27 protein-coding genes are annotated in these 25,540 nt (G+C 68.3%); 11 read left to right on the top strand and 16 right to left on the bottom strand.

From position 1 onward, the window contains the following. Window positions 1–2 precede the first annotated feature (2 nt). Window positions 3–476 (top strand): Cys-tRNA(Pro) deacylase, encoded by a 474-nt coding sequence (gene ybaK, locus AC3A3G_RS10730; RefSeq protein ID WP_487488170.1) that lies wholly within the window; start codon window positions 3–5, stop codon window positions 474–476. Between the two features lie 5 nt (window positions 477–481). Here ybaK and AC3A3G_RS10725 read toward each other — a convergent pair whose 3' ends face one another. Continuing rightward, window positions 482–916: a VOC family protein gene (locus tag AC3A3G_RS10725; RefSeq protein ID WP_200168506.1), complete on the bottom strand. Its 435-nt coding sequence runs from the start codon at window positions 914–916 to the stop codon at window positions 482–484. 102 nt (window positions 917–1,018) lie between these two features. On the opposite strand from AC3A3G_RS10725, the gene AC3A3G_RS10720 reads away from it, so the two are divergent. From AC3A3G_RS10720 to hisC, 3 genes are read left to right on the top strand one after another with little or no spacing between them, the layout of a single operon-like run. Continuing rightward, window positions 1,019–2,086 carry a DUF2125 domain-containing protein gene (locus tag AC3A3G_RS10720; protein ID WP_487488169.1) on the top strand — a complete coding sequence of 356 codons (1,068 nt, stop codon included), beginning with the start codon at window positions 1,019–1,021 and terminating at the stop codon, window positions 2,084–2,086. Window positions 2,087–2,099: 13 nt separating this feature from the next. After that, window positions 2,100–2,792, top strand: coding sequence for a hypothetical protein (locus AC3A3G_RS10715; protein ID WP_487488168.1), 693 nt, complete (start codon window positions 2,100–2,102; stop codon window positions 2,790–2,792). Between the two features lie 29 nt (window positions 2,793–2,821). Then, window positions 2,822–3,931 carry a histidinol-phosphate transaminase gene (gene hisC / locus AC3A3G_RS10710; RefSeq protein ID WP_487488167.1) on the top strand — a complete coding sequence of 370 codons (1,110 nt, stop codon included), beginning with the start codon at window positions 2,822–2,824 and terminating at the stop codon, window positions 3,929–3,931. A 65-nt stretch (window positions 3,932–3,996) separates the two neighbouring features. Here hisC and AC3A3G_RS10705 read toward each other — a convergent pair whose 3' ends face one another. From AC3A3G_RS10705 to AC3A3G_RS10685, 5 genes are read right to left on the bottom strand one after another with little or no spacing between them, the layout of a single operon-like run. Continuing rightward, window positions 3,997–4,788, bottom strand: a complete 792-nt coding sequence (locus tag AC3A3G_RS10705; protein WP_487488166.1) for a MipA/OmpV family protein — start codon at window positions 4,786–4,788, stop codon at window positions 3,997–3,999. A gap of 51 nt (window positions 4,789–4,839) precedes the next feature. Next, a complete protein-coding gene (locus tag AC3A3G_RS10700) occupies window positions 4,840–5,553 on the bottom strand; it encodes a lysophospholipid acyltransferase family protein (protein ID WP_487488165.1) in 714 nt (237 codons plus the stop codon). Beyond that, a complete protein-coding gene (locus tag AC3A3G_RS10695; RefSeq protein WP_200168512.1) occupies window positions 5,550–6,200 on the bottom strand; it encodes a YdcF family protein in 651 nt (216 codons plus the stop codon). Before AC3A3G_RS10695 ends, AC3A3G_RS10700 begins: the two co-directional genes overlap by 4 nt. A 10-nt stretch (window positions 6,201–6,210) precedes the next feature. Beyond that, complete coding sequence (locus AC3A3G_RS10690) at window positions 6,211–7,092, bottom strand: cell division protein FtsX (RefSeq protein WP_412876746.1); 882 nt, start codon at window positions 7,090–7,092, stop codon at window positions 6,211–6,213. Then, a complete protein-coding gene (locus AC3A3G_RS10685) occupies window positions 7,089–7,820 on the bottom strand; it encodes a cell division ATP-binding protein FtsE (protein ID WP_200168514.1) in 732 nt (243 codons plus the stop codon). The genes AC3A3G_RS10690 and AC3A3G_RS10685 overlap by 4 nt, the downstream gene beginning before the upstream one ends. A gap of 69 nt (window positions 7,821–7,889) precedes the next feature. Between AC3A3G_RS10685 and AC3A3G_RS10680 the strand changes: the two genes are divergently transcribed. Together AC3A3G_RS10680 and AC3A3G_RS10675 are read left to right on the top strand one after the other, a co-directional pair. Continuing rightward, the gene (locus AC3A3G_RS10680) at window positions 7,890–8,663 is read left to right on the top strand and encodes an MJ0042-type zinc finger domain-containing protein (RefSeq protein WP_487488164.1); all 774 of its coding nucleotides are present in this window, start codon (window positions 7,890–7,892) and stop codon (window positions 8,661–8,663) included. Between the two features lie 68 nt (window positions 8,664–8,731). After that, window positions 8,732–9,271, top strand: coding sequence for a phosphoribosyltransferase (locus AC3A3G_RS10675; protein ID WP_487488163.1), 540 nt, complete (start codon window positions 8,732–8,734; stop codon window positions 9,269–9,271). Window positions 9,272–9,274: 3 nt separating this feature from the next. Here AC3A3G_RS10675 and lysA read toward each other — a convergent pair whose 3' ends face one another. Genes lysA through argH form a run of 3 tightly spaced genes read right to left on the bottom strand, consistent with a single transcriptional unit; the run spans window position 9,275 to window position 12,252 of the window. Then, window positions 9,275–10,549 carry a diaminopimelate decarboxylase gene (gene lysA / locus AC3A3G_RS10670; protein ID WP_487488162.1) on the bottom strand — a complete coding sequence of 425 codons (1,275 nt, stop codon included), beginning with the start codon at window positions 10,547–10,549 and terminating at the stop codon, window positions 9,275–9,277. 36 nt (window positions 10,550–10,585) lie between these two features. After that, a complete protein-coding gene (gene lptM / locus AC3A3G_RS10665; protein ID WP_234288004.1) occupies window positions 10,586–10,837 on the bottom strand; it encodes an LPS translocon maturation chaperone LptM in 252 nt (83 codons plus the stop codon). Then, window positions 10,834–12,252 (bottom strand): argininosuccinate lyase, encoded by a 1,419-nt coding sequence (argH, locus tag AC3A3G_RS10660; protein WP_125899381.1) that lies wholly within the window; start codon window positions 12,250–12,252, stop codon window positions 10,834–10,836. The genes lptM and argH overlap by 4 nt, the downstream gene beginning before the upstream one ends. Here argH and AC3A3G_RS10655 point away from each other — a divergent pair. Both AC3A3G_RS10655 and AC3A3G_RS10650 read left to right on the top strand, forming a co-directional pair. Further along, window positions 12,251–12,883: a TlpA family protein disulfide reductase gene (locus AC3A3G_RS10655; RefSeq protein WP_200168518.1), complete on the top strand. Its 633-nt coding sequence runs from the start codon at window positions 12,251–12,253 to the stop codon at window positions 12,881–12,883. The two genes, argH and AC3A3G_RS10655, sit on opposite strands and share 2 nt — an antisense overlap. 70 nt (window positions 12,884–12,953) lie before the next feature. Continuing rightward, window positions 12,954–13,310: a hypothetical protein gene (locus AC3A3G_RS10650; RefSeq protein WP_487488161.1), complete on the top strand. Its 357-nt coding sequence runs from the start codon at window positions 12,954–12,956 to the stop codon at window positions 13,308–13,310. A gap of 3 nt (window positions 13,311–13,313) precedes the next feature. On the opposite strand, the gene AC3A3G_RS10645 is transcribed toward AC3A3G_RS10650, so the two are convergent. The 4 genes from AC3A3G_RS10645 to AC3A3G_RS10630 form a co-directional block, all read right to left on the bottom strand. Then, window positions 13,314–13,649, bottom strand: coding sequence for a GIY-YIG nuclease family protein (locus tag AC3A3G_RS10645; RefSeq protein WP_487488160.1), 336 nt, complete (start codon window positions 13,647–13,649; stop codon window positions 13,314–13,316). 225 nt (window positions 13,650–13,874) lie between these two features. Then, complete coding sequence (locus AC3A3G_RS10640) at window positions 13,875–14,528, bottom strand: hypothetical protein (protein WP_487488159.1); 654 nt, start codon at window positions 14,526–14,528, stop codon at window positions 13,875–13,877. Further along, entirely contained in the window at window positions 14,528–17,146 is a 2,619-nt protein-coding gene (gene clpB, locus AC3A3G_RS10635) for an ATP-dependent chaperone ClpB (protein ID WP_200216444.1), read from the bottom strand. Before clpB ends, AC3A3G_RS10640 begins: the two co-directional genes overlap by 1 nt. 176 nt (window positions 17,147–17,322) lie before the next feature. Beyond that, complete coding sequence (locus AC3A3G_RS10630; RefSeq protein WP_487488158.1) at window positions 17,323–19,599, bottom strand: TonB-dependent receptor domain-containing protein; 2,277 nt, start codon at window positions 19,597–19,599, stop codon at window positions 17,323–17,325. Window positions 19,600–19,766: 167 nt separating this feature from the next. Between AC3A3G_RS10630 and AC3A3G_RS10625 the strand changes: the two genes are divergently transcribed. Then, entirely contained in the window at window positions 19,767–21,662 is a 1,896-nt protein-coding gene (locus AC3A3G_RS10625) for a BCCT family transporter (RefSeq protein WP_234287996.1), read from the top strand. 72 nt (window positions 21,663–21,734) lie between these two features. Continuing rightward, on the top strand, window positions 21,735–23,387 hold the full coding sequence (locus tag AC3A3G_RS10620; RefSeq protein WP_200168523.1) for a serine hydrolase: 1,653 nt from the start codon (window positions 21,735–21,737) through the stop codon (window positions 23,385–23,387). Between the two features lie 21 nt (window positions 23,388–23,408). Here the strand turns inward: AC3A3G_RS10620 and AC3A3G_RS10615 are convergent, their stop codons facing one another. Next, on the bottom strand, window positions 23,409–23,624 hold the full coding sequence (locus AC3A3G_RS10615; RefSeq protein WP_487488157.1) for a hypothetical protein: 216 nt from the start codon (window positions 23,622–23,624) through the stop codon (window positions 23,409–23,411). Between the two features lies 1 nt (window position 23,625). Continuing rightward, window positions 23,626–23,967: a RidA family protein gene (locus AC3A3G_RS10610; RefSeq protein WP_200168525.1), complete on the bottom strand. Its 342-nt coding sequence runs from the start codon at window positions 23,965–23,967 to the stop codon at window positions 23,626–23,628. Window positions 23,968–24,084: 117 nt separating this feature from the next. On the opposite strand from AC3A3G_RS10610, the gene AC3A3G_RS10605 reads away from it, so the two are divergent. Further along, complete coding sequence (locus AC3A3G_RS10605; RefSeq protein ID WP_125899391.1) at window positions 24,085–24,519, top strand: SRPBCC domain-containing protein; 435 nt, start codon at window positions 24,085–24,087, stop codon at window positions 24,517–24,519. A 12-nt stretch (window positions 24,520–24,531) separates the two neighbouring features. Here AC3A3G_RS10605 and AC3A3G_RS10600 read toward each other — a convergent pair whose 3' ends face one another. Continuing rightward, window positions 24,532–25,524: a type II secretion system F family protein gene (locus AC3A3G_RS10600; RefSeq protein WP_487488156.1), complete on the bottom strand. Its 993-nt coding sequence runs from the start codon at window positions 25,522–25,524 to the stop codon at window positions 24,532–24,534. Between the last annotated feature and the right edge of the window lie 16 nt (window positions 25,525–25,540).

The raw sequence follows: 25,540 nt of genomic DNA, 5'->3' as shown, positions 1-25,540 counted from the left end.
CCATGTCGCGCACCACCCCCGCCACCGTCGCCCTGACCAAGGCCGGCGTCGCCTTCGAACTGCACCCCTACGACTACGATCCCGACGCGCCGCGCGTGGGGTTGCAGGCGGCCGAGGCCCTGGGCTGGGCGCCCGAGCAGGTGTTCAAGACGCTGATGACCGTGGTGGACGCCAAGCCCGTCTGCGTCGTCGTGCCATCCGACTGCGAAGTCAGCATGAAGAAGCTGGCCGCCGCCGCCGGAGGCAAGTCGGCCCAGATGATGAAGCCCGCCGACGCCGAGCGCATGACCGGCTTCAAGGTCGGCGGGGTCAGTCCCTTCGGCCAGCGCAAGGCCGTCCCGACCTTCATCGACGAGACGGCGATCCTGTTCGACCGCGTGCTGATCAACGGCGGCCAGCGCGGCCTGCTGCTGGAGCTGGCGCCGGACGAGGCCGCGCGGGCCTGTACGGCGACGTGGGCGGATCTGACGGCCTGACCGGCCTAGCTCTCGAACGTCACGACCACGCTGGCGGCGGAACGCTCGGCCTCGCCGTGGAACACCGCCTCGATGTTGTTGCCATCCGGGTCCAGCAAGAAGGCGGCGTAGTAGCCGGGGTGATAGGGCCGCTCGCCCGGCGCGCCGTTGTCGGTTCCGCCCGCCGCCAGGCCCGCCTTGTGGAAGGCCTCGACCATGGCGCGACCCTTGGCCTGGAAGGCCAGGTGGCAGCGGCCGGTCGGCCGACCCTGCGCCGCGATGCTGTCGACCGCCGAGACGAACAGCTCATCGGCCCAGAAGAAGCGTTCGGCTTCGCCGGCGATCGGCACGCCAAGGGCCTCCAGCACCGCGCCGTAGAAGCGACGACTGGCCTCAAGGTCCGGCGTCACCAGTTGCAGATGGTCGATCAGCCGACCGCGATGAAGCTGCTGCGTCTCCATGGTCTTCGTCTCCTGTCAGATTGCGCTTCGAACGGACGGCAACCTGGCCTGTTCCTGCTGACAGGACGTGTCAGCAGCCTCGCGTCCTGCTAAAGCGCGCACATGACCGACACGAGCGCCGCCGCCCCGCATCACAGCCGCAAGGGACTGATCATTCCCTTCGTCATCGTCGCCGTGGGCCTGGTCCTGTGGACCGGCTGGTGGTTCTTTCTGACCCAGCAGATCGAGCGCCGCATGGAGGCCAAGATCGCCGGGCTGCAACAAAGCGGCTGGACCATCGAGCACGCCGGAATCTCCACCACCGGCTGGCCCATGCACGCGCGGGTGTCGATCAAGCATCTGGACGTCGTCGCCCCGTCCGGCCACGCGATCGCGGCGCCCGAGATGATCGCCCAGGCCAATGCCTACAACCCCACGCGCTGGGTGCTGGCGGCGCCGGATGGCCTGACCGTCACGCGCGCAGAGAAGGGCAAGACCGCCATCCGCGCCGAGGGCATTCGTATGAGCGTGCACGGCCTGACCCAGCGGTGGCCCAATGTGGCGCTGGAGCTGGAGAAGCCGGTCTTTACGGCCTTGCCGGACGCCGAGCCCTTCCCGCTGAAGCAGGCGGGGCTGGTGCAGTTCTACATGCGGCCGCACATGGTCGGTTCGGACACCCCGACCGATGACGTGGACGTGCTGTTCCGTCTGGTCGACGGCGAGGGCCGGACGAACGGCCCGGTCGAAGGCTTTACCCAGTCAGGGATGCTGAACGCCCAGATCGAGGCGGTGATCGAAAAGGCCTCGGCCCTGCGCAAGGGGGCGGACGCCAAGGGGCTGCTGACCGCCTGGACGGCGGCGGGCGGTCGCTTCATCGACGTGAAGGGCCAGCTTCAGGCGGGCGAGAGCAAGGCTTTCGTCTCCAGCGACGCCCTGTCGGCGGACGCCAAGGGGCAGTTGGAGGGTCAGGTCTTCGTGCGCGCGGAGAAGCCGCTGGCGGCCATCGTCGGCCTGGCGGGCGCCCAGCAGGGCGGGGCGCTGGACCGCGCCGCCGCCGCCAAGGCCGCCGCCGCCACGCCGCAGGGCGGGACCGGAGACGCAGGTCAGGGCGTGGAGCTGGCCATCCTGTTCCGCGGCGGGCGCACCTATCTGGGGCCGTTCGCCCTGGCGCCCGCGCCGCAGCTGTTCTGATGCCGCCATTGTCATGCTGATCGAGCCGCCCGCCGACGAAGCGCGCCTGTCGCTGGAGCGGGCCGTGGCCGAAGCCGCCCGCGCCCGGCTGGCGGCGGGGCCGCGCGGCTCGGTCGACGGCGACGCCATCGCCCTGCGCGCTGTTCTGTCGGGAACGAGCCTGTCGGAAAAGGCGGCGGTGCGCGCCGTGCTGGGGCGGCTGGAGGCGGCGGACGGGCGGCCCTTGATCGCCTGCGGAGCGCTGTCGCAGGTGCTGGCGGCCGACCGCTGGGGGCTGGCGGCGCGGCCGATGGCCGAGGCGGATCAGGCCCTGACCGCCGTGCGAGACCGCGCGGCGCAGAGGGCGCGCGCCCTGATCGATCTGTCGGCGCGGCCGTGGTGGGGGCGGTTGCTGGCCCTGCCCATGTTGAAGGTCATCGCCGCCTTGCCGGATGACGCGGCCGGGACGCCGCGCGCCCTGCTGGTCGGGACCGAGGCGCCGGGGCCGTCGGGCGACGACCGCACCTTCTGGGTCACGGACAGCGCCTGGCCGGATGCGCGCATCGTCGAGGCCCTGGGGCAGGCGGGTCTGGCGGCCGAATTTCTGTCGGGCGGAGGCGGGTTGAAGCTGTTCGTCCTGACGGGCTATGTGCAGGCGGAAGACGTCAGGCTGGACGGCGCGCCCGGCGGCCTGACCGGCGTCATCGGCGCCGCTCCCGTCTTCTGAAACCCAGCGGCCGACAGGATGACCCGCGCATGACCGAAGCGAACGCCCCAGAGGGATCGCCTCAACCCAAGAGCGGCGTGCTGGACATCGCCCCCTATGTCGGCGGCAAGAGCGCCATCGCCGGGGTGGCCAAGCCGATCAAGCTGTCCTCGAACGAAAATGCGCTGGGCGCGGGCGAGAAGGCGCGCGAGGCCTTCGCCGCCGCCGTCGCCTCGATCCACCTCTATCCCGACGGTCGGGCCGGCCGCCTGCGCGCCGCCGTGGCGGAAACGCATGGGCTGGAGCCGGAACGACTGATCTTCGGCAACGGCTCGGACGAGGTCTTCGCCCTGCTGAACCAGACCTATCTGGAGGCCGGGGACAATATCGTCACCAGCCAGTACGCCTTCGTCGCCTATCAGATCTCGGCCCGCGCCTGTCAGGCCGAGGTCAGGCTGGCGGCCGAGCCGGATTACCACGCCGACGTCGACGCCATGCTGGCCCTGGTCGATGCGCGGACCAAGCTGGTCTATCTGTCGAACCCGGCCAATCCGACCGGCAGCTACGCCACGGGCGAGGAGATTCGCCGCCTGCACGCGGGGCTGCCCGCCCACGCCATCCTGGTGATCGACGAAGCCTACGCCGAGTTCGTGACCGAGCCGGACTGGGAGAGCGCCTTCGATCTGGCGCGCACAGCGTCCAACATCGTCGTCACCCGCACCTTCTCCAAGCTGCACGGCCTGGGCGGCCTGCGGGTCGGCTTCGGCTATGCGCCGCTGGCGGTCGAGCAGGCCATCGACCGCATTCGCCTGCCGTTCAACGTCTCCGTGCCGGGGATCGAGGCGGCCATCGCCGCCCTGGGCGACGAGGCGCACCAGAAGGCGTCGCGCGATCTGGTGGCCGAGTGGCGGCCGCGCCTGATCCAGGCCGTGCGCGGTTTCGGGTTCGAGGTGCTGCCCGCCTCGGGCAACTTCATCCTGATCCGCTTCCCGGATGCGAAGCGCCCCGCCTCGGCGGCGCAGGACTATCTGCAGTCCCAGGGGATCATCGTGCGCGGCGTGGCCAGCTACGGCCTGCCGGACTGCCTGCGGATCACGGTCGGAACAGCGGACCAGAACCGCGCCGTCATCGACGCCCTCAGCGAGTTCGCGGCGCGCTGAGGCGTCAGGACTTAAGCAGACCATTGATCTGGATCGGGGATGGATCAATCCCGATCGATAATGGTCTAGTCCCCGCTGTTGAAGCGCACCACGCCGATCACCCCGGCGCGCCAGATGTAGTCGTCCTCGATCAGGGGGCTGTCCTTGATGTCGCCCAGGCGCTGTTCGTAGTTGACGAAGGCGCCCATGCCGTAACGATCGCCGATCGGGATGGCCAGCAGGGCCGCCGCCCCCGCCGCCGACAGTCCGCCCGAGGGTTCGAAGGCAGTGAAGCCGCTGCTTGAGGCCTCGGCTGCGCTGACGCCGTAATAGCGCTGAACCCGTTCGTCGCTGGCGGCGCGCATATAGGCCATGGTCTGCAACAGGCCGACGCGGGTCACGCGCTGGTGGCTGATGGAGCCGTAGTATTCCATTCCGGCGTCGTCGCCGGTGGCGTCATGCTGGATGCGGCCGCCCACGACGATGTTCCCCGGCAGACGCTTGTACGCGTAGAGCGCCGCATCGGCGCCCAACTCCGGGCGATCCATGCCGTCGATGTCGCCCGCCGCGAAGCGGGGGCGCAGTTGGACGCCGGCGTGGAAGCCGTCGCGCTTGATCGCATTCCAGCCCAGGCCGTCCAGACCGTTGGCGTAGACGATGTCGCGATAGGAGGCCGAACCCCAGGCGGTGAAGCTGGCCTCGTCGCTGTTGTTGCCGGTGGCGCTGAAGCCGCGCACCACGCCGCCGCCGATGTCGACCTTCCACGTCTGCGGGGCCTCTGCCGGTATGAACGGCTGCGACTGCGCCATGGCTGCGACAGGCAGGCCCGCGACGGCGACGGTCAGCAGCGCGAGGCGGAGGTTGGTGCGTGAAATCATGAGCGAGTCCCAGGCCAACGGCTGATGATATAGGGGCCCGCTCTCCAAAGCCTAGGTTTTGGGCGGCAACAAGGCGGTTGAGGCCCCTTCGATCCGGCTTTCCAGCTCAGCCATGAAGGCGGCGCGCTTCAAACCGGCCGGGATCGGCGGCAGGAATTCGAAAACGACCGTACCCGGATAGCGTTTGAAGCCGTGCGCCGGCCAGTGGACGCCCGAGTTGGTGGCGACGGGCCAGCAGGGCGCCTCGACGTCGCGATAGATGGCGGCGACGCCGGGCTTGTAGTCGGCCGGTTCGCCCGGCGTCGTGCGGGTGCCCTCGGGGAAGATCAGGATCTGACGGCCATCGGCCAGACGCGCGCGGGTCTGGCGCACCATGTCCTTCAGCGCCTTGGCGTGGGCGGCGCGGTCGACGGCGATCATCTTCGTCTTCCAGGCGAACCAGCCGAAGAAGGGCAGAGGCATCAGCTCCTTCTTCATCACGAAACAGGCGTCGTCCAGGAAGGCGAAGGGGGCGATGACGTCCAGCATGCCCTGGTGTTTGGCGGCGATCAGGGCCGGGCCGGTCGGGCGATGCTCAAGCCCGCGCACCTCGACCTTGACCCCGGCGATCCAGCGCAGGCCGAACAGGACGAAACGCGCCCACAGCTTGATCACCCCCATGGCGACCCCGTGCGGCATCAGCAGCGCCGGCGACAGGCCGACGGCGAACAGCGGCATCGACAGGTAGAGCCACAGGGTGAAGATCAGGGATCGGACGGTCGTCATGCGGCGGCCTTGCTCGGTTCGGAGGCGTCGGCCTCAGCGGTCGGGCCAGGGCGTTCGGGGTGACGGCCGGTCAGGCGGTGCATTCCCTCGCGGCCCAGCACGGCCAGGTACTTCATGTATTCCAGCGCCATGCGCCGAGCGGTCTCGGTCGCGCGCCACCACCCGGCGTCGTCCAGCGAGGGCGTGGAGACCGCATACGGCGTCAGCTTCACCCCCGGCGCGGCCCCGCGGATTTCCAGCAGGCTGCGCGGCATATGGTAGTCGGAGGTGACGACGATCAGATGATCATAGCCCTTGGATCGCGCCCAGGCGGCGATCTCCTGGGCGTTGCCGACGGTGTTCTCAGCCTCGAAACCCAGATCGACGCAGCAGTTGAACAGCTTGCTGGAGCCCGGCGTCAGGGCGCGCAACTCCTGGCGGCGGACCTCGCGATTGACGCCCGAGATCAGCAGCCGGTCGCCCTTGCCCTGCTCCAGCAGGCGGATGGCCGCGTTGACGCGTTCGGCCGAAGGGCCGGTCAGGGAGACGACGGCGTCGGCCCGTGCGGGGTCGGGCGCAGGCGTGAACTCGCGCACCCGCTCGGCGAAGACGAACAGGCCCGTCAGCCACATCAGCGCCACCACGGCGATCAGCGTCAGGAACTTCATAGGAGACTAACTAGCTACGCTGGCCCAGCTTCGCCAGCGCCGTGAGGCGGGCGGCCAGCACGGCGACGGCGCCGGCCAGCAGCGGGCAGGCGATCAGCACCAGCAGATCGACCCAGGCCAGCGGCAGGGCCGGGGTCAGTCCGCCTTCGCCGCCGATCAGGCGCAGCACGGCCAGCATCAGCGCCGCCAATCCCGCGCCCGCCGCGCCCGCGCTCGCCGCCAACAGGCCGAACCGCTGCTGAAACAGCGCCGCGATCGCTCCGTCCGAGGCGCCGTTCAGCTCCAAAGTTTCAATTACCGCGGCCTGCGCCGCCATGCCTGCGCGGGTGGCGTAGGCGATAGCCGCCCCCGTCGCCGCCGCGATCAGCAGGAAGGCAGCACCCGCCAGCGCAGTGATGAAGCCCGCCGAGCGCTCGACCTCGCCGCGCCAGAGGCTGTGATCATCAACCGTAGCGTCCAGGCCCGCTTCAGCCAGAGCCCGACTCAACGTCGGCGCGCCCGCCGGCGCCTCTGCGTCGAGACGGGCCGTCACCAGATACGGCAGAGGCAGATCCGGCAGCACGGCTTCTCCCACCCAGGGCCGCAACAGGGTCTCCGCCGCCTTGCGGTCCAGCGCCTCGGCCTCGGACACCCCCTTGACCCCGGCAAGAACTTCAGCGGCGCGCGCAGCGGCGGCGGGCCCGGTCTCATCGACGCGCGGCCGCACCTGAACCGTGACCTCGGCCCGCAGGCGCCCGGCCCAACCGTGCGCCGCCCGGTCAGCCGCCATGGCGCCGACGGCGGCGATGGACGCCAGGAAACACAGGACGGCGATGACCACGACCAGCCAACGCTCGCCGCCCGTCTCACGCGGCAGAAGTTCAGGACGGGCTGAACGCCGTCGACCGATCATGACGCCGCCTCCGAAGCGGCTTCGCGGATCAGGCCCAGTCGTCCGCCTTCCAGCCGCAGGACGCTCGCACCGCTCCGCTCGGCCAGGACTTCGTCGTGGCTGGCGATCAGGACAGTGGCGCCCAGTCGGTGCAGCGACTGGAACAGGCGCATCAGCTTCTCGGCCATGGCCGCGTCAACGCTGCCCGTCGGTTCGTCGGCCAGGATCAGCCGGGGGCGCGTGACCACGGCCCGGGCGATGGCCAGGCGCTGCTTCTCTCCGCCCGACAGCGTCGGCGGCAAGGCGTCCAACCGCTGACCCAGACCAACCCAGCGCAGCATCTCTCGCACGTCCTCGGCGTAGTCACCCGTCCCCTCCCCAGCCAGACGCAACGGCAGGGCGGCGTTGTCGAACGCCGACAGATGGTCCAGCAGGCGGAAGTCCTGGAAGATCACGCCCATGCGACGGCGAAAGGCGGGAACGTCGCGACGCGGCAGATGCGTCACCTCGCGGCCGAACAGGCTGATTCGCCCCGCCTGCGGCCGGGCCGCCAGGGTCAGCAATCTCAACAACGACGACTTGCCCGCGCCCGAAGGTCCGGTAAGGAAGTGGAAAGAGCCGTTTGGCAGTGTAAGGTTAACGTCCCGCAGCACGGCGGGCCTGTCCGTATAGCCGAAACCCACGCCCTTCAGGCGGACGGTGTCGGGTGTGGAATCCGGGTCAGCGGCGCGGCGGTTCGAATCAGGCATCGGGTTTCGTATTGGACCGGGGCGTTGCGCCGCGACAGGAGGGGGCGATAAGCCTCGCAGTCAGCTGACATGATACTGACCTGCCCCGCCTGCGCCACTAGCTATTTCGTTCCAGATGAGGCGATCGGCCCCAACGGTCGCCGCGTGCGCTGCAAGACGTGCGGCCATGACTGGCGCGCCAGCCTGGAAGACGCGCCGCTGGAGTTGGAGCCCGCAGCGGGCGCCAACGCCGTCACGCCGACCGAAACCATCGAGGAAACCTCGCCCGAGACCCTGGCGGAGACGCCCGCGCCCGAACTGCCCCGCGCCTTCCGCGCCAAGGCCGAGCGCAAGCGCCGGGTGCGCAAGGCGGCGGCGGCGGGCGCCGCCTGGGCGGCGGCGGCGGCGGTCGTCCTGGGCCTGATCACCGGCGGCGTGCTGTTCCGCGAGGAGATCGTCCGGAAATTCCCGATCACCGCCGGCGCCTATGAAACGCTGGGCCTGGACGTGAACATCGTGGGCCTGGAGTTCGAGGCCCAACGGGCGCGCGTCGCTTCGCACGATCCGGGCAAGGTCGTCGTCTCCGGCGCCGTGCGCAATATCCGCGAGACCGAAGTGGTCTCGCCTCCCATTCGCGCCGTGCTTCAGGACGAGCGCGGCGTGGAGGTGGCCAGCCGCGTGGTGCGCCTGGACGGGCCGCCCGTCCTGCCCGGCCAAGTCAAGGGCTTCGCCGTAGTCATCGCCGACCCCCAGGGCAAGGGTGCAAAGATGATGACAAAATTCATCCTCATGCCTCCCGCCAAGGCTCCGCCTCGGCCACATGGAGAAGCGCCCCCGCGGGAAGACGGCGGCCTGCGCCGCTGAACGCCTTCGACCTTGGTCAAGCGCCTTCGCCTCTCGACTCACCCCCTGTCCAGGCGGTATCGCCGGGCATGGCTGACATCCAAGCGCCCCCCGCCCCCACGGTTCTTCTGTCCCAGGCCGAGATCGAGACAGTCGTGGCCGATCTGGCGCGGCGCATCGCCCCCCATGTCGACGATGAGACGGTGGCCGCCGTCCTGCTGACCGGCGGGCTGTGGTTTGCCGCCGACCTGACCCGCGCCCTGGCGCGCGAGGGCCGCAACGTCCGCTTCGACGCCCTGTGGCTGGCCTCCTACGGCGACGAACAGACCAGCCGGGGCCGGATCGAGGTCCGCGCCCCCTATCAGCGCTCGCTCGACGGGCGGAAGGTGCTGATTCTGGACGATGTGTTCGACACCGGCCTGTCCCTGGCCGAGGCGGTGCGGATCACGCGGGAGGCGGGCGCGGCCGAGGTGCTGACCTGCGTCTTCGCCCGCAAGCCCTGGCCCAAGCCCCGCGCGCCCGAGCCCGACTTCGTCGGCTGGGAGGCGCCGAACCGCTTCCTGGTCGGCTATGGCCTGGACCACGCGGGCGGCATGCGCGGCCTGCCGGACATCTGCGCGCTGGACTGAGGCTTAGAGCCAGTCCGCCATCGGTTCGCGGGCGAACATCTCGTCATAGGTCGGGCGCGGGCGGATGACGGCGTAGCGGTCGCCGTCGACCAGAACCTCGGCGGCCAGGGGGCGGGTGTTGTATTCGCCGCTCATCACCGCGCCATAGGCCCCGGCGCTCATGAAGACCACCAGGTCGCCTGCCTTCAGCGGCGGCAGGTCGCGATCACGCGCGAAAGTGTCGCCGGTCTCGCAGACGGGGCCGACGACGTCGTGGGGCAGAGCTTCGCCCGCTGTCGGCCGCACCGGCTTCAGGTCGTGGAAGGCGTCGTAGAGGGCCGGACGCATCAGATCGTTCATTGCCGCGTCCAGCACCAGGAAGCGGCGGCCGTCCGTCCGTTCGTTGACCTGGATGACGCGGCTGAGCAGCACGCCCGCGTTGGCGGCCATAAGGCGGCCTGGCTCGAAGGCGGCCTCGACCTTCAGTCCGTCCAGCACGCGCGCGGCCATGGCTGCATAGTCGGCCGGGGACGGCGTCGCCGTCTCGCCGTAGTAGGGCACGCCCAGGCCTCCGCCGAGATCGAGGCGGGTGATGCTGTGTCCCTGGGCGCGCAGCTCTTGCGTCATCTGGCGCAGCACGCGGAAGGCGGCCTCCAGCGGGGCCAGGTCGGTGATCTGGCTGCCGATGTGGCAGGCCAGACCCACGGGGGTGACGTGCGGCGAGGCGGAGGCGCGGGCGTACAGCGCCATCGCCTCTCCGACCGGCACGCCGAACTTGTCGCCCGCGCCGCCGGTGGTGATCTTGGCGTGGCCGCCCGCGCCGATCTTGGGATTGACGCGAATGGCGATGGCGGGGGCGGCGTCCTTGGCGGCCGCGACGGCGATCAGCCGGTCCAGTTCGGCCGAGGATTCGACGTTGATCTGGCGCACGCCGACATCGACGGCGAAGGCCAGTTCGGCGTCGGTCTTGCCCACGCCCGAGAAGATGATGCGCTCGCCCGGAACGCCCGCGGCCAGGGCCCGGCGGATTTCGCCTTCGGACACGGTGTCGGCGCCGCAGCCGAGCTTCGCTAGCGTGGCCAGCACCGACAGGTTGGAGTTGGCCTTGACCGCGAAGGCGATCAGGGCGTCGCCCAGCGCGTCCTTATGCCCGTCGCACGCCTCGCGCAGCAAGCCGTAGTGACGGCGCAGCGTGGCCGAGGAATAGACGTAGGTCGGGGTGCCGACCGTCTCCGCCAGCGCCTCCAGCGAGACGCCCTCGGCGTGCAGGACGTCGTCCTTGAGATCGAAATGGTGCACCGGCGGGGAGTCCAGTCAGAAGGTCGGAGCGAAGGCTCAGTTCACCTGCGGCGGCTTGCCGAACGGGTCGGACGTGCCGTTGTCGATGGGCATCTGGCGCGGCGGCAGGTTCTGCATCGCTGGCTCGGGCAGGTGCTCGGCCGAGCGGTCGCGGATGGCGCGCTCGGTCTGCTTCTTCGGCGTCGCGCCTTGCGGCGGTTCGAGGTCGGCCATGCGGCCGCAAGCCGAGAGCAGAAGGGCGGCGGCGCTCGCCAGGATCAGGGTCTTCTTCACAGACGTCTTCGTCACAGGCGGCTTCTCCAGTCGGCGATGCGCGCGCGGACCTGTTCCGGCGCCGTGCCGCCGAAGCTCTGGCGGCTGGCGCAGGAGGCTTCGGGCGTCAGCACTTCATACACGCCTTCGGTGATCCGGCCATCCAGGGCCTGCAATTCCGTCAGCGGCAATTCGCCCAGACCCAGGCCCAGGGCCTCGGCCCGCTTCACAGCGGCGCCGGTGACGTGGTGCGCCTGGCGGAAGGGCAGGTTCAGCTCGCGCACCAGCCAGTCGGCCAGATCGGTGGCGGTCGAGAAGCCCGCGCCGGCGGCGGCGGCCATCTTCTCGGTGTTGGGGCGGATCACGGCGACCATGGCGGTCATGGCCGTCAGCGCCAGGTCGAGCGCGTCAAAGGCCTCGAACACCGGCGGCTTGTCCTCCTGCATATCCTTGGAATAGGCCAGCGGCAGGCCCTTCATTACCGTGGTCAGGGCGATCAGGGCGCCGTTGATGCGGCCGGTCTTGGCGCGCACCAGTTCGGCCGCGTCCGGGTTGCGCTTCTGCGGCATGATAGACGAGCCGGTCGTCAGGTCGTCGGGCAGGGTGGCGAAACCGAACATCGGCGTCATCCACACCACGATCTCTTCGGCCAGACGCGACAGGTGGCCCGCCGCGATGGAGGCGGCGGCCAGGCTTTCCAGGGCGAAGTCGCGATCCGAAACGGCGTCCAGGCTGTTGGCCATCGGGCGGTCGAAGCCCAGCGCCTTGGCCGTCATGTGGCGGTCGATGGGGAAGGGCGACCCGGCCAGGGCGGCGGCGCCCAGCGGGTTCTCGTTCATGCGGGCGCGCGCGTCGGCGAAGCGCCCGGCGTCACGGCCGAACATCTCGACATAGGCCATCAGATGGTGGCCGAAGGTCACCGGCTGGGCGGTCTGCAGATGGGTGAAGCCCGGCATCAGGTCGCCCGCGTGCTGTTCCGCCCGGTCCAGCAGGGCGGCCTGCAGATCCTTCAGTTGCGCCACGGTGCGGTCGCAGGCGTCGCGCACCCACAGGCGGAAGTCCGTCGCCACCTGATCATTGCGGCTGCGCGCCGTGTGCAGACGCCCCGACGGCTCGCCGATCAGTTCCGACAGGCGGGCCTCGACGTTCATGTGGATGTCTTCATAGGCGTCGCGGAAGGGGAAGGAACCGTCCCGGATCTCGCCCTCGATGACGTCCAGACCGCCCAGGATGGCCTCGGCGTCGGCCGGCTGGATGATGCCCTGCTGGGCCAGCATGCGACAATGGGCCCGCGATCCGGCCAGATCCTGCGCCCACAGGCGTTTGTCGACGCCGATGGAGACGTTGATGGCTTGCATGATGTCGGCGGGCTTGGCGCTGAAGCGTCCGCCCCATAGAGACTGCCCCTGAGCGGGGACATCTTGCTGTGGTTTGGAAGGCGTATCGGACATGAGCGGCTCTGGGCGGACTTGGGCGGGCGTGGCGACGTTCGCAGTGATCGGCGTGATCGGCGTGGGCGCGGCGCTGCTATACGTCAATCATCATCAGGGGCGCAAAGAATCCGCGCCCGTTTCAGCCGCGCCGAAACAGCCGAGCACGCGGCTGATCGCCTATGCGCGCGGCTCCCTGGCCCGGTTGCAGGCGCCGCCGCCCGCCCCGGCTCCCGACTACGCCTTCCGCAACGCCGCCGGACAGGAGGTGCGCTTCGCCGACTTCGCAGGCAAGGTTACGGTGGTGAATCTGTGGGCCACATGGTGCGCCCCGTGCCGGATCGAGATGCCGACCCTGGCCGCCCTGGCCGACCACTACAAGACGCGCGACGACTTCGCCGTAGTGACCGTCAGCATGGACGCGGAAAAGACCGTCGACGACGCCCGCGCCTTCATCGCCGACCACGCGCCGCTGGAATTCTACATCGATCCCAAGTTCCAGCTGGCCTTCGAATTCCCCGGCAAGGGCGCCATGCCCCAGACCATGGTGCTGGACCGCCGGGGTCAGGTTCGCGCCGTCCTGGTCGGCGAGGCCGACTGGGCCAGCCCCGAGGCCAAAGCCCTGATCGACGACCTGCTGGCCGAGAGCTGAGGCCAGCCTCCGGCGCTGCTTGTCGGAGAGGGCCCAAAGGGTTGATCCTCCAGCCAAACAGGAGGCTGCAATGAGCGTTGAGACCCATTATCTGGCCGTCTTCACCAGCGACAAGACCAGCCCCAAATGGCGCGCCTGGCGCGCCATGAGCGAGGCCGAGCAGGCCGAGACGGCCCGCATCGGCGTGGCCGCCGTCGCCGAATGGGAAGAGGCGCACCGCGACTCCATCGTCTTTCAGGGCGGCCCGCTGGGCCCGACCAAGCGCATCGGCGACGACGGCGCCGTGACGGACGTGGTCAACCTGCTGACCGTCTTCATGGTCGTGCGCGCCGACAGCCACGAGGCGGCGGCCCGCCTGTTCGAGGGGCACCCGCACATGAACCCCTTCCCCTGCGACGGGGTGGAGGTGATGCCGGTGCTGGGGTGAGGCTCAGTCGGCGCCCGGCGGCGGAGTCCAGTTCGGATCGAGGAACCAGTCGGCCGCGAGGTCGCGCCAGTCCGGGTTGGCCTTCTCGATCAGGGCCAGTTTCCAGTCGCGCAGCCACTTCTTGATGCGCCGCTCGCGCCGGATCGCATCAAGCATCAGGGCGTGCTGTTCGAACCAGACCAGACGGGTGCAGTCATAGGCGTCGGTGAAGCCGGGAAAGGCGCGCGTCCTGTGCTTCCACACGCGGCTTTCCAGATTGGAGGTCGAGCCGGCGTAGAGCGTCCCGTTGCGCCCGCTGGCCATGATGTAGGTCGCGATGAAGGTGCGATGGGTCGCCATGCACACAGCCTATGCCGCTGCCCCTCTTTCGTCATCCTCCGGGCCGCGCGCAGCGCGGAACCGGGGGACCCAGCGGCGCCGAAGGCGATGTTAGCACGGCCGCCGAGCGTGGATCTTTCGCGCTCCCGCGCGCCGCTGGGTCCCCCGGTCTGCGCCGCTGACGCGGCTTGCCGTAGGATGACGGAAGGAATGAACACACGGCACCAACAGCCGCGAAGTGGCCGCTTAGCTAGAAATTTCCTCTGCGTCGCTATCAGTCGATGGAATACCCCACGCTCCTTCAAGTTCATCTTGCTCGCGTTGACGATCTCCCGAGTCATGAACATCAACCTGAAGCCGCCTGTATCCGCTGGCCAGCCGCTCAACGTCTTCACGTAGCTTCTTCATTTCCCTCGCGATCTGAATGTCAGGAGGAGCCCCGCCGAGTTGCCCCCAGTTGTCGTAGTCCATACGCGAATTGAGAACGTAAGAATGCACTTCCCGATTCTTGGACTTCGGAGACCTTCGCCAACTGACTTCAACGCGAATGACCTGCTCATTGAGCTTTTCAAAGCCTCTCAGAAAAACAGGAAATATGCTTCCCGGCTTTAAAACAGACAGTGAGCGGAAGGGCATTTCGACGAGCGTCTTAAGAGGGGGATCAAACTTCGCCTCGATGTCATACGCCGTCCCTGTTCCCGTGTTCTGCAAAACAAGATTGGTATGGATGATCGACCAAGGACTTGGTTCAAGCGTGACCACCACACTTGGCTGACTCGTCGCGTCCGACAGACGCTTAGTTTCGCGCGCCAATATGGTTGTCACAAACACCAACACGATCGTTGCCACAGCCGTGACAACCGTGCCGATTGCTGACCAATCGATGGTCGGAAAGCTCATCAATGCACCCGCGCCTTCCCGATCTCCAGCCCGTCGGCGCCCGCTGACACGGCCACCACGCTGCCGTCCTCGATCTCGCCGGCCAGCAGTTTCTTGGCCATCGGATCGACCAGTTCCTTCTGGATGACGCGCTTCAGCGGGCGGGCGCCGTACACCGGGTCGTAGCCCTTGTCGGCGAGCCAGGTCAGGGCGCTGTCGTCCAGGGCCAGCGTCAGGCGGCGGTCGGCCATCAGCTTCTCCAGACGCGCCAGCTGGATGCGGACGATGCCGCCCATCTGTTCGCGGCCAAGGCGGTGGAACAGGATGATCTCGTCGATGCGGTTCAGGAACTCGGGCCGGAAGTGGGCGCGGACCTGCTCCATGACCAGGGGGCGGACGGCTTCGACATCCTCGCCCTCGGGCTGGTCGGCCAGATACTGGCTGCCCAGGTTGGAGGTCATGATGATCAGGGTGTTCTTGAAGTCGATGGTGCGGCCCTGACCGTCGGTCAGGCGGCCGTCGTCCAGCACCTGGAGAAGCACGTTGAAGACGTCGGGGTGGGCCTTCTCGACCTCGTCGAACAGGACAACCTGATAGGGACGCCGACGCACGGCCTCGGTCAGGGCGCCGCCCTCGTCATAGCCGACATAGCCCGGAGGGGCGCCGATCAGGCGGCTGACCGAGTGCTTCTCCATGTACTCGCTCATGTCGATGCGGGTGATGGCGTTGTCGTCGTCGAACAGATAGCCCGCCAGCGCCTTGGTCAGCTCGGTCTTGCCCACGCCCGTGGGGCCGAGGAAGAGGAAGCTGCCCAGCGGCTTGTTCGGGTCGTTCAGACCGGCGCGGGCGCGGCGCACGGCGTCGGAGACGGCGGCCAGGGCCTCGTCCTGACCGACCACGCGGCGGCCCAGTTCGTCCTCCATCTTGAGCAGCTTCTCGCGCTCGCCCTCCAGCATCTTGTCGACGGGCACGCCGGTCCAGCGGCTGACCACGGCGGCGATCTGCTCGGCGTCGACGACCTCGGGCGTCAGCGGGGGCTCATCTTTAGCGTCGGCTGCAGCGCTGGCTTCCGCAAGTTGCCGTTCCAGTTGAGGGATTTGACCGTAAGCGATTTCACCTGCCCGGGCCAAATCGCCCTGCCTTTGAGCCTGAGCAAGTTCATTGCGGAGGCGGTCCAGGGCTTCGCGGATCTGACCAGAGGCGCCGACTTTGTCTTTCTCGGCCCTCCACCGAGCCGTCATTTCGTCGGACTGACGCTGGAGCTCGTCGATCTCTTCATCCAAAACAGCGAAGCGCGCGAGGAAGCTGTCATCGGTCTTGCCGCGTTTCTTCTTGTCCTCTGCTTCAGACTTGAGCGCCTGACGCTCCATCAGCAGTTGCACTAAGCGCCGGTCGATCTCGTCCAGAGCCTCGGGTTTGGAATCGACGGCCATGCGCACGCGCGACGCGGCCTCATCGATCAGGTCGATGGCCTTGTCCGGCAGGAAACGGTCAGTGATATAGCGGTTCGACAGGGTCGCGGCGGCGACCACTGCGGAGTCAGAAATGCTCACCCCGTGGTGGGCCTCATACTTCTCCTTGAGGCCGCGCAGGATCGACACCGTGTCCTCGACGGTGGGCTCGGATACGAAGACCGGCTGGAAGCGACGGGCCAGGGCCGCGTCCTTCTCGACGTGCTTGCGGTACTCATCCAGCGTCGTGGCGCCGACGCAGTGCAGCTCGCCGCGCGCCAGGGCGGGCTTGAGCAGGTTGGAGGCGTCCATGGCCCCGTCGCCCTTGCCGGCGCCGACCAGGGTGTGCATCTCGTCGATGAAGAGGACGATCTGGCCCTCGGCTGCGGCCACCTCGTTCAGCACGGCCTTGAGGCGTTCCTCGAACTCTCCGCGATACTTCGCCCCTGCGATCAGGGCGCCCATGTCGAGCGACAGGACTTTCTTGTCCTTCAGGCTTTCCGGCACGTCGCCGTTGACGATGCGCAGGGCGAGGCCCTCGACGATGGCGGTCTTGCCGACGCCGGGTTCGCCGATCAGGACGGGGTTGTTCTTGGTGCGACGAGCCAGCACCTGGATGGTGCGGCGGATCTCCTCGTCGCGGCCGATGACGGGGTCGACCTTGCCGTCGCGGGCGGCCTCGGTCAGGTCGCGGGCGTAGCGTTTCAGGGCGTCGAAGCTGTCCTCGGCGCCCGCGCTGTCGGCGGTCTTGCCCTTGCGGATTTCGGCGACGGCGTCGTCCAGCTTCTTGGCCGTGACCCCGGCGGACTTCAGCGCCTCGGCGGCGGCCCCGCCTTCCTTGGCGATGGCGGCCAGCAGGCGTTCGGTCGTGACGAAGGCGTCGCCGGCCTTCTTCGAGGCGTCTTCGGCGGCGCTGAAGACGCGGGCGGTGTCGCCGTCCAGATAGAGCTGACCCGAGCCGCCCTCGACCTGAGGCCGCTTCTTCAGCAGCCCCTCGGTGACGAGTTCGACGGCGGACGGATCGCCGCCCGCCTGATCGATCAGTTTGCGGGCCAGGCCGTCGCGTTCCTCCAGCAGCACCTTCAGCAGATGCTCGGGCGCGAACTGCTGGTGGCGGCGGGCCAGCGCCAGCGACTGGGCGGATTGAACGGCCTGTTTGGCGCGGTCGGAATAGAGGTCGAGATTCATGTCGTTCGGTTTCCCCTCGGGAGGCGGATCTGAACTCAATGCGCCCTTTCACGAAGCGACGCCTTGAGCTGTCGCAAAGGAAGTGGGTGTGGCCGGGAGGACACGCAAGAGAGGGGCACAAAAACGCCCGCCGCCAAGACAGGCGACGGGCGTCGGAATCCGATTTGACGACAGGGTCAGCCGCCGGACGGGCCGGTCGAGAAGTCGAACTGTTCGGGCTGGCGACGGGGACCGCCGAAGGACCAGCTCAGACCCAGGTAGAGGGCGCGCAGGTTCAGATCCTGATCGAAACGCTCGCGGAACAGCGGCGTGTCGTAGGTGGTGGCGCCGCCGAAGGAGTTCAGGATATCGCGGGCGGTAAACTGCAACGACAGGGTGTCGTTCAGCTTGCGACGATAACCGAAATTCAGCATGCCGCCGCTCTCCCGCGTCCCCTGGGCCAGCAGTTGATCACCCTGCCAGAAGCCCATCAGTTGGACGAAGTCCTTGGGCGTAGCCTGCCAATTCAGGCTGAGGCGGCCGGTCACTATCTCGCCCTCGCGGTCGCGGCCGCCGGGGATGCCGGCCGCGTCGATCTCCTGACGGAAGGCGTTGACGCTCGCGTTGTAGCGCAGGGTCGGGTGCAGGCGGCCGCTGGCGGTCAGCTCGACCCCCAGATCGCGCCGGGCGCCCAGATTTTCGGGCCGGGTCAGCAGGACGCCGCCGCCGACGTCCGTCGCCACGTCGGTGAAGGCCTTGGTCGTATCGCGGAAGTAGGCCGTGGCCTGATAGAAGCTCTGACCACGCCGCATCTGCCACATGGCCTCGAAGCTGTCGGTCTCCTGCGGCTCCAGATCCGGATTGCCCGAGCGCAGGTTCAGCGGATCGCCGTAAACGATGAAGGGATTCAGCTGCGACGGCTGCGGCCGCTGGATGCGCCGCGAATAGCTGCCGCGCAGCGTCTGCGTCTCGGTCAGCTGATACTGAAGATGGAAGGTCGGATAGGCGCGGAAGTAGTCCTGGGACGCGCGTACGGCGTTGGTGACATCCTCGACCTCGATGTCCGCCTGCTCCAGGCGCAGGCCGAACTGGCCGGACAGCTTCTCGCCGAACGGGCGCTCATAGGTGGCGTAGAGGGCGTGGACGATCTGCTCCGCCTCGAACCGATTGCTCTGCGACGGCACGAGGGCCAAGGCGTTCTCGGACGGCCCGCGCCGCACCTCATTCTCCTGATCCGGCCGGGTGAGGTTCAACTCATAACCCGCGCGCAGCTTGGCGCCCTCGCCCATGGGCCGGGTGTAGGCGCTGGTGAAGCCAATCGTCTCCTGCGCATTCAGACCGCGCTGGGCCTCATACACTGTCGGCTCCGTCGGGACGCTGAAGACGTTGGCGGCCAGGGAGTCGTTCTCATGATCGTTGCGGTCGTAGCGCAGCTCGTTCGACCACTCATGTCCCGAGGCGTCAAACTGGTGCAGCACCCGGCCGGTAACGCCCCATCCGTCCATGGCGAAGCCGCCCGAGCCATCGCGGCTATAGGCGCGGGTCAGGGCGCCCGAGCCGTCGCGGGTCTCGAACAGGCCGCCCACATCGCTGTCGACGTCGAAACGGTTGGCGCGCGCCTCGCCGGTCAGCATGGTCTTGTCGGTCAGCCGGTATTCAGCCGCCACCCGGCCGAAGAAACCACCCTGGGTCGAGTCGATGCTCTGAGCCGTCGTGGTCGTGCCGACGGTCGCGCCCGAAGCGTTGAGCTGTTCGCGCAGGCGGTCGAAAGTCATGCTCTGCTCGTCATGGCGATAGCTGAGATCGCCGGTCAGGGTCAGCTTGCCGCGCTGGCGCGAGCCGCTGGCGCCGACGTTCCAGCGCCCGTTGTCGCCGACATTGGCGCGCAGCGAGCCGGTCGTCACGGTCGCGCCCGGCGCTCCCGTAGCTGCGGCGGCGGCCACCGCCGCAGGAACCGGCTTGGTGATCAGGTTGATGACACCGCCGGAACCCTCAGGACTGTAGGCGGCGGATGGATTGGTCATCACCTCGATGCGGGCGTAGCGGTCGGCCGGCAGTTGCAGCACCGCATCGGCGCGGTTCGGGCCCGACAGGATCGCCGAGGGACGGCCATCGACCAGGATGGTGACGTTCCCATCGCCGCGCAGGGAGACGTTGCCCTGAGGATCGACATCGACGGAAGGCACATTGCGCAGGGCCTCGGCCAGGGTGCCGGTCGCCGCCTGGAGATCATCGGCCAGGCTGTAGCTGATCGAATCAATCGAGGTGCGGACATCGTTGGCGCGGGCGCTGACGACGACGTCGCCCACGGCCGCGGGTTGATCGTCCTTGTCTGCCTTCTGGGGCGGGGTCTGCGCCGGCGGGCTCTGGGTCTGCTGTGCGCCGACGGCGGGCTGCGCCGTCTGCGCCAGAACGCCCGTCGCAGGCAGGGCCAAAACCACCCCCAGCAGGGGCGCGAACTTGTATTTCGTCATGGCTGGGCGTCCTCGCACGGACGTCCCTCAACGTCCTTCACAGTCGCCGATATCAGCGCCTCGACGTATAACCGAGTTACATCTTTTTCATCCCGAAGGCGGGTCTGTGGCTTCGATTTGGAACCCCAAGCGTAGCCGTGCGTTGGGGGCCCATGCTGACATCCAAAATGAACCCTCGAGTCTTCTGGGGGGCCAGCGCCATCGCAGGCGGGCTTTTGCTGCTCGCCCTGACGGCGCCCGCCACGTCCGGCCTGCTGTTCGGGCGCGCCCAGGCCTGGGTGATCGACACCTTCGGCTGGTTCTACGTGGCCTCCGTGGCGGGATTCCTGCTGTTCGTGGCGGTGCTGGCCGTGGGACCGACCGGGCGGCTGAAGCTGGGACCGGACGACGCCGAGCCGGACTTCCCCTATGTTTCATGGCTGGCCATGCTGTTCGCAGCGGGCATGGGCATCGGCCTGATGTATTTCGCCGTGGCCGAGCCGGTGCAGCACTACATCGCCCCGCCCGAGGCCCAACCCGGCACCCTGACGGCCGCGCGCGAGGCCATGGTCATCACCTATACCCACTGGGGCGTCCACGCCTGGGCCATCTACGCCGTGGTGGGCCTCAGCCTGGCCTATTTCGCCCACCGCAAGGGCCTGCCGCTGACCATGCGCTCCAGCCTCTATCCCCTGCTGGGCAAGCGGGTGAACGGGTGGGTCGGCGATGCGGTCGACATCTTCGCCATCTGCGGCACCCTGTTCGGCATCGCCACCTCCCTGGGCCTGGGCGTGGCGCAGATGAACTCAGGTCTGCACTACGTCTTCGGCCTTCCCAGCAATGTGATGATGCAGGTCGGGCTGATCGCCGTGGTCATGGGAGCGGCGACGATCTCGGTCCTGACGGGCGTGGACAAGGGGGTGCGGCGACTGTCCGAGCTGAACCTGGTCATCGCCGTCTGTCTGATGCTGTTCGTGCTCGTGGCGGGACCGACGCTGTTCCTGCTGCGGGCCTATGTGCAGAATTTCGGCCTCTACCTGGATCATTTCTTCGTCCGCACCTTCACCCTCTACGCCTATGAGCCGCGTGCCTGGATGGCGGACTGGACTCTGTTCTACTGGGCGTGGTGGATCGCCTGGTCGCCGTTCGTGGGCATGTTCATCGCTCGTATCTCGCGCGGGCGCACCGTGCGGGAGTTCCTGATCGGCGTGTTGCTGGTGCCGACAGGCTTCACCTTCCTGTGGATGACGGTCTTCGGCAATTCGGCCATGAGCTTGGACCTCGGCATCGCGGCCGGGACCATTTCCGAGGCGGTGCAGGCGGACCTGTCGACAGCCCTGTTCCGCTTCCTTGAGTATCTGCCGGGGACGGCGATCACCTCGATCCTGGCCATCGCCCTGGTGGCGGTCTTCTTCGTCACCTCGGCGGATTCAGGCTCGCTGGTCATCGACACCCTGGCTTCTGGCGGGGCGGAGGACACGCCGCGCTGGCAGCGGGTCTACTGGTGCGCGATGGAGGGGTTGGCCGCGGCCCTGCTGCTGCTGGCCGGGGGGCTGGGCGCATTACAGGCGGCGACCCTGGTGGCGGCCCTGCCCTTCGCGGTCATCATGATCCTGGCCTGTTTCGGTCTGGCGCGACAGATGAACGCCGACCTGAGGGGCGAGGCCGTCGAGACCGAGGCCCCGCCGCTGCGCGAACAGCTCAAGCGCATCCTGGCCCCCGCCAGCCGCCGCGACATCGACCGCCAGATCGCCCGCCACGGCGCCCCGGCGCTGGAAGAGGTGCGCGCCGCCGTCGCCGCCGAAGGGCTGGAGAACAGCGAGGTTCAGAGCGACGACAACGGCGTCTGGCTGAGGGTCGAGCACGCCAACGGGCGGGACTTCCTGTATCGCCTAGGCGCCCGCTCGCGGCCCCTGCCCGCCCTGACCGCGCTAGAGGCCCCCGAGAACCGTCGCGCGCTGGAGTGGCGGCTCAGCGCCGTGACCGGGGACGGCATGCGTCCGCGCGACGTGACCGGCTTCACCCGCGCCCAGATCGTGGCGGACGTGCTGGAGCATCTGCAAAGGTGGCGGCTGGCGGCGTAGGGCGCGCGACGCCCCTTGGCCCGACGAAGCGGCGGCGCTAGCGTCGCCGTTCAGTCTTCGGGAGCGTCCTTGATGTCCATCCGCCTGTCGCGCCGCGCCGCGCTGATCTCTTCCGCCGTCGCCGCTTCCGGCGCGGCCCTGCCCGCTACCGGCTGGGCGCAGACCAGCGCGGACACGCGCACGGATGAGGAGATCGCCGCCGCCGCCGACGCCTGGGTGCAGCGGTGCATGGCCGCCTGGCCGGACCAGCCCGCCGTCTCCCTGGCCCTGGTGCGCGACGGCAAGACGGTGCTGGCCAAGGGCTACGGCGTGCGCCGTCAGGGCAAAAATGAACCCGCCGACGAACACACCCTGTTCGCCATCGCGTCGAACTCCAAGAACGTCACCGCCGCCTGCCTGGCCATCCTGGTCGATGAGGGCAAGGTGAAGTGGGACGAGCCGATCCGCACCTATCTGCCCGGCTTCACCCTGTCGGACCCGATGGTGGGCGAGCGCATCACCGTGCGCGACACCCTGAGCCATCGCGCCGGTTTCGGCCTGGGCGCCGGCGACCTGCTGTTCTGGCCCAACAGCGACCGGACGCGCGCCGAGGTCTTGGCGCAGGCCGCCTTCGTGCCGATCGAGGACGGCTTCCGCGAGGACTACCACTACTGCAACCTGATGTTCGTGGTGGCGGGCGCGGTAATCGAAAAGGTCTCGGGCCTGTCCTGGGAGGACTTCGTCCAGACCCGCATCTTCGACCGCCTGGGCATGAGCGAGAGCGTACCGCTGGCCCGCCTGGCCGATCCGAAGAAGTCCGCCCTACCCCACGGCCGCGTCGGCCCGCCCCTGCGTTATCAAGGCGCGATGACCCAGATCGCGGAGTCCATCGTCGAGGTGTGGAACTGGGATTCGGCGGCGGCGGCGGGCGGCATCTGCGCCAGCGCCCACGACTGGGCCAAATGGATCGCCGTGCGCCTGAACGACGGCAAGCTGGCCGACGGCTCGCGCCTGTTCTCCGAAGCCGCCGCGCGCGAGATGTACAAACCGAACATCGTGGTCTCCTCGTCCAACGGGCCGACGGCGGCCCTGCCGAACCGGGCCGTGGCCTCGACCTACGCCATGGGTCTGCAGGTGCAGGACTATCGCGGCGAGCGGCTGGCCACCCACGGCGGCGGCTCGCCCGGCGGCATCTCGGCCACGGTGCTGATCCCCGGCCGCAAGATCGGTTTCAGCGTCTTCACCAACGCCGAAGAGAGCTTCCTGCTGCGCGCCCTGCGATCGGGCCTGTCGGACATCGCCATGAACAAGGTCGACGTCGACTGGATCGCCGATTCCAAACGGATTGAGGCCGAAGGAACCGAGAAGTCGCTGAAGGCCGCCGTCGAGATCGACGCCAAACAGACGGCGGGCGCGGCCCCGTCCATGCCGCTGGAGGCCTACGCCGGAACCTGGCGCGATCCCTGGTACGGCGACATCGTTATCGAGCCGAAGACGGAAGGGCGCGGCCGCAACCGCAAGTCAGGCCTGTGGCTACGCTTCACCCACACCCCGGCGCTGCAGGGCTGGCTGGAGCCCTACGACGGCGAGACCTTCCGCACCCGCTTCCCCGACAAGCGCGAGGAAGACGCCTTCATAACCTTCAGCATCGGCACGGCCAAACCCGCGACCGCCACGGTCAAGGGCGTCTCGCCCGACATCGACTTCAGCTACGACTATCAGGATCTGCGGCTGACGCGAGCGTGAAGCCTCGGACGCCGTCCAGGCTCACCCTTCGCCCGCCACCTCCAGCCGGGCGATGCGGCTGTCCATGTCGGCGACCTGATTCTTCAACCGTTGCGCCTCGGACGCCATGTCGACCGGCGTGCCGTCGTCATAGGTCAGTTGCGCGCCCTTCTCGATCAGGTCGAGACGGTAAAGGGCGGTGACGCGGGTCGCCTTGAACCGCTCCAGCTCGCTTTCCGGGGAGATGACGCGGGCCATGTCAGCGCGCCGCCACGACGATGACTTCGACGAGGTAGTCGGGCGTGGCCAGCTTGGCCTCGCAGGTGGCGCGGGCGGGCGGATGGGCCGGATCGACCCAGGCGTCCCAGACGGCGTTCATCGCCTCGAAATCGGCGATGTCGGCCAGCCAGACCTGGGCCGACAGGATCTTCGTCTTGTCGCTGCCGCACTCGGCCAGGATCGCCTCGACCTCGGCCAGAGCGGTGCGCGTCTGGGCGGCGACGTCCTCGCCCGGCTCGCCGACCTGTCCGGCCAGATAGAGGGTCTGGCCGTGGACCACGGCCTGGCTCATGCGGCTGTCGGGCTGGATGCGGGTGATCATGGCGGCTCCTTGCGGTTGACGCCGGACTTATACGCGGCGAGACGAACGCTCCAAGGACAAACGCCCGGCGCCTCCGCATCTTCCTAAACCCCAAAAGCCGTGTCACAGGATGCGGCCATGGAAACGATCCGCATCGAGAACCGCATCGGCGTGCGCGCCCCGGCTGAACGCATCTGGGACGTGCTGACTGATTTTGCAGGATGGAGACGCTGGAACCCGCACGAGACGGACATCGAAGGCGTCCTCGGTTTCGGTGCGGCGATCCGCCTGACCGAACGCCTGCCGGACCTGGGGGAGCGTCGGATCGAGGCCCGGTTGGGCGAATGGCAGCCGAACGCCCAACTGGTGTGGGCCGAACGACGCGGCTTCCTGTTCCGCACCCTGCGCTACTATGAAATCGACGAGTTGGAGCGCGGCAGCTGCATCCTGTCTCACGGGACCATCTTCAGGGGCCTGCGCGCCGAGCTATTCCATGACAAGCATCGGGCGCGCATCCGCCCGGCCTATGAAACAATCGGTGAAAATCTGAAGCGGATCGCCGAAGAGGGCTGACGTCGCCGAACGTCAACCGCCCTTGATCGTATCGGTGATGTTGATGATCGCCGGTCCCAGGATGACGACGAACAGCACCGGCAGGAAGAACAGAATCATCGGCACGGTCAACTGGGCCGGCAGGGCCGCCGCCTTCTTCTCGGCCGCCGCCAGACGCAGGTCGCGGTTCTCCTTGGCCATGACGCGCAGCGCCGAGCCCAGGGGCGTGCCGTAGGTCTCGGCCTGGGTCATGGCCGTGGCCACGGCGCGGATGCCCGGATGCTGAGTCCGCTTGGCCATGCCCTCATAGGCCAGTCGGCGTTCGGGCAGATAGCTCAGCTCGGCCGACAGCAGGGACAGCTCCTCGGCCAGTTCGATGGACTGACCGCCGACCTCCTGGCTGACCTTCTGGATCGCCGCCTCGATGGACATGCCGGACTCCACGCAGATCAGCAGCAGGTCCAGCGAATCGGGGAAGGCCGCCACGATCGACTGGCGTCGCTTGTCGATCAGATTTTTCAGATAGATGTTCGGCGCATAGAAGCCCACGCCCGCCGCCAGAATGACGATGGAAAACAGGGTGAAGCCCGGCAGGTCCGGCTTGATGACGACGAACAGGTAGAAGGCCGTCAGCGCCATCAGGATGAACGGCAGCGAAAAGCGGAAGAAGTAGAAGGTGTTCAGCGGCCCCGGCCCACGGAAACCCGCCTGGATCATGTTCTCGGCGACCTTGGGGTCTTCCAGCAGCTTCACCAGATTCAGCCGCGCCACGACCCGACTGCGGAAGCTGTCGTCCGTGCGGCGCAGGCCGCTGCCCGTCTCGCCCGCGCCGCCGCGCATGGCCTGACGCGAACGCCGGCGCAGTTCCTCGCGACGCTCGGCCACCGCCTTCATCCGCTTGTCCAGCCGCGCCCCGCCGCCGATGAAGGAGCCCAGCATGGTCAGGACGCTGGCGAAGACGGCGACGCCCACGCCGATGCTCAGCAGGTTCTGCGGGTCTGTGATGAAGCGCATGAAGGCGTTCATGATCAGGACTTCCCCC

This window comes from Brevundimonas sp. Soil_N_31, from assembly GCF_057655995.1.
The sequence above is the reverse complement of the archived record's forward strand: the minus strand, read 5'-3'. Positions and strand labels throughout refer to the sequence as shown.

What these genes read in the sequence shown, in the direction of transcription:
- ybaK (WP_487488170.1), top strand. Translation starts at nt 3, where the DNA reads ATGTCGCGCACCACCCCCGCCACCGTCGCCCTGACCAAGGCCGGCGTC.
- AC3A3G_RS10725 (WP_200168506.1), bottom strand. Translation starts at nt 916, where the DNA reads ATGGAGACGCAGCAGCTTCATCGCGGTCGGCTGATCGACCATCTGCAA.
- AC3A3G_RS10720 (WP_487488169.1), top strand. Translation starts at nt 1,019, where the DNA reads ATGACCGACACGAGCGCCGCCGCCCCGCATCACAGCCGCAAGGGACTG.
- AC3A3G_RS10715 (WP_487488168.1), top strand. Translation starts at nt 2,100, where the DNA reads ATGCTGATCGAGCCGCCCGCCGACGAAGCGCGCCTGTCGCTGGAGCGG.
- hisC (WP_487488167.1), top strand. Translation starts at nt 2,822, where the DNA reads ATGACCGAAGCGAACGCCCCAGAGGGATCGCCTCAACCCAAGAGCGGC.
- AC3A3G_RS10705 (WP_487488166.1), bottom strand. Translation starts at nt 4,788, where the DNA reads ATGATTTCACGCACCAACCTCCGCCTCGCGCTGCTGACCGTCGCCGTC.
- AC3A3G_RS10700 (WP_487488165.1), bottom strand. Translation starts at nt 5,553, where the DNA reads ATGACGACCGTCCGATCCCTGATCTTCACCCTGTGGCTCTACCTGTCG.
- AC3A3G_RS10695 (WP_200168512.1), bottom strand. Translation starts at nt 6,200, where the DNA reads ATGAAGTTCCTGACGCTGATCGCCGTGGTGGCGCTGATGTGGCTGACG.
- AC3A3G_RS10690 (WP_412876746.1), bottom strand. Translation starts at nt 7,092, where the DNA reads ATGATCGGTCGACGGCGTTCAGCCCGTCCTGAACTTCTGCCGCGTGAG.
- AC3A3G_RS10685 (WP_200168514.1), bottom strand. Translation starts at nt 7,820, where the DNA reads ATGCCTGATTCGAACCGCCGCGCCGCTGACCCGGATTCCACACCCGAC.
- AC3A3G_RS10680 (WP_487488164.1), top strand. Translation starts at nt 7,890, where the DNA reads ATGATACTGACCTGCCCCGCCTGCGCCACTAGCTATTTCGTTCCAGAT.
- AC3A3G_RS10675 (WP_487488163.1), top strand. Translation starts at nt 8,732, where the DNA reads ATGGCTGACATCCAAGCGCCCCCCGCCCCCACGGTTCTTCTGTCCCAG.
- AC3A3G_RS10655 (WP_200168518.1), top strand. Translation starts at nt 12,251, where the DNA reads ATGAGCGGCTCTGGGCGGACTTGGGCGGGCGTGGCGACGTTCGCAGTG.
- argH (WP_125899381.1), bottom strand. Translation starts at nt 12,252, where the DNA reads ATGTCCGATACGCCTTCCAAACCACAGCAAGATGTCCCCGCTCAGGGG.
- AC3A3G_RS10650 (WP_487488161.1), top strand. Translation starts at nt 12,954, where the DNA reads ATGAGCGTTGAGACCCATTATCTGGCCGTCTTCACCAGCGACAAGACC.
- AC3A3G_RS10645 (WP_487488160.1), bottom strand. Translation starts at nt 13,649, where the DNA reads ATGGCGACCCATCGCACCTTCATCGCGACCTACATCATGGCCAGCGGG.
- AC3A3G_RS10640 (WP_487488159.1), bottom strand. Translation starts at nt 14,528, where the DNA reads ATGAGCTTTCCGACCATCGATTGGTCAGCAATCGGCACGGTTGTCACG.
- clpB (WP_200216444.1), bottom strand. Translation starts at nt 17,146, where the DNA reads ATGAATCTCGACCTCTATTCCGACCGCGCCAAACAGGCCGTTCAATCC.
- AC3A3G_RS10630 (WP_487488158.1), bottom strand. Translation starts at nt 19,599, where the DNA reads ATGACGAAATACAAGTTCGCGCCCCTGCTGGGGGTGGTTTTGGCCCTG.
- AC3A3G_RS10625 (WP_234287996.1), top strand. Translation starts at nt 19,767, where the DNA reads ATGAACCCTCGAGTCTTCTGGGGGGCCAGCGCCATCGCAGGCGGGCTT.
- AC3A3G_RS10620 (WP_200168523.1), top strand. Translation starts at nt 21,735, where the DNA reads ATGTCCATCCGCCTGTCGCGCCGCGCCGCGCTGATCTCTTCCGCCGTC.
- AC3A3G_RS10615 (WP_487488157.1), bottom strand. Translation starts at nt 23,624, where the DNA reads ATGGCCCGCGTCATCTCCCCGGAAAGCGAGCTGGAGCGGTTCAAGGCG.
- AC3A3G_RS10610 (WP_200168525.1), bottom strand. Translation starts at nt 23,967, where the DNA reads ATGATCACCCGCATCCAGCCCGACAGCCGCATGAGCCAGGCCGTGGTC.
- AC3A3G_RS10605 (WP_125899391.1), top strand. Translation starts at nt 24,085, where the DNA reads ATGGAAACGATCCGCATCGAGAACCGCATCGGCGTGCGCGCCCCGGCT.
- AC3A3G_RS10600 (WP_487488156.1), bottom strand. Translation starts at nt 25,524, where the DNA reads ATGAACGCCTTCATGCGCTTCATCACAGACCCGCAGAACCTGCTGAGC.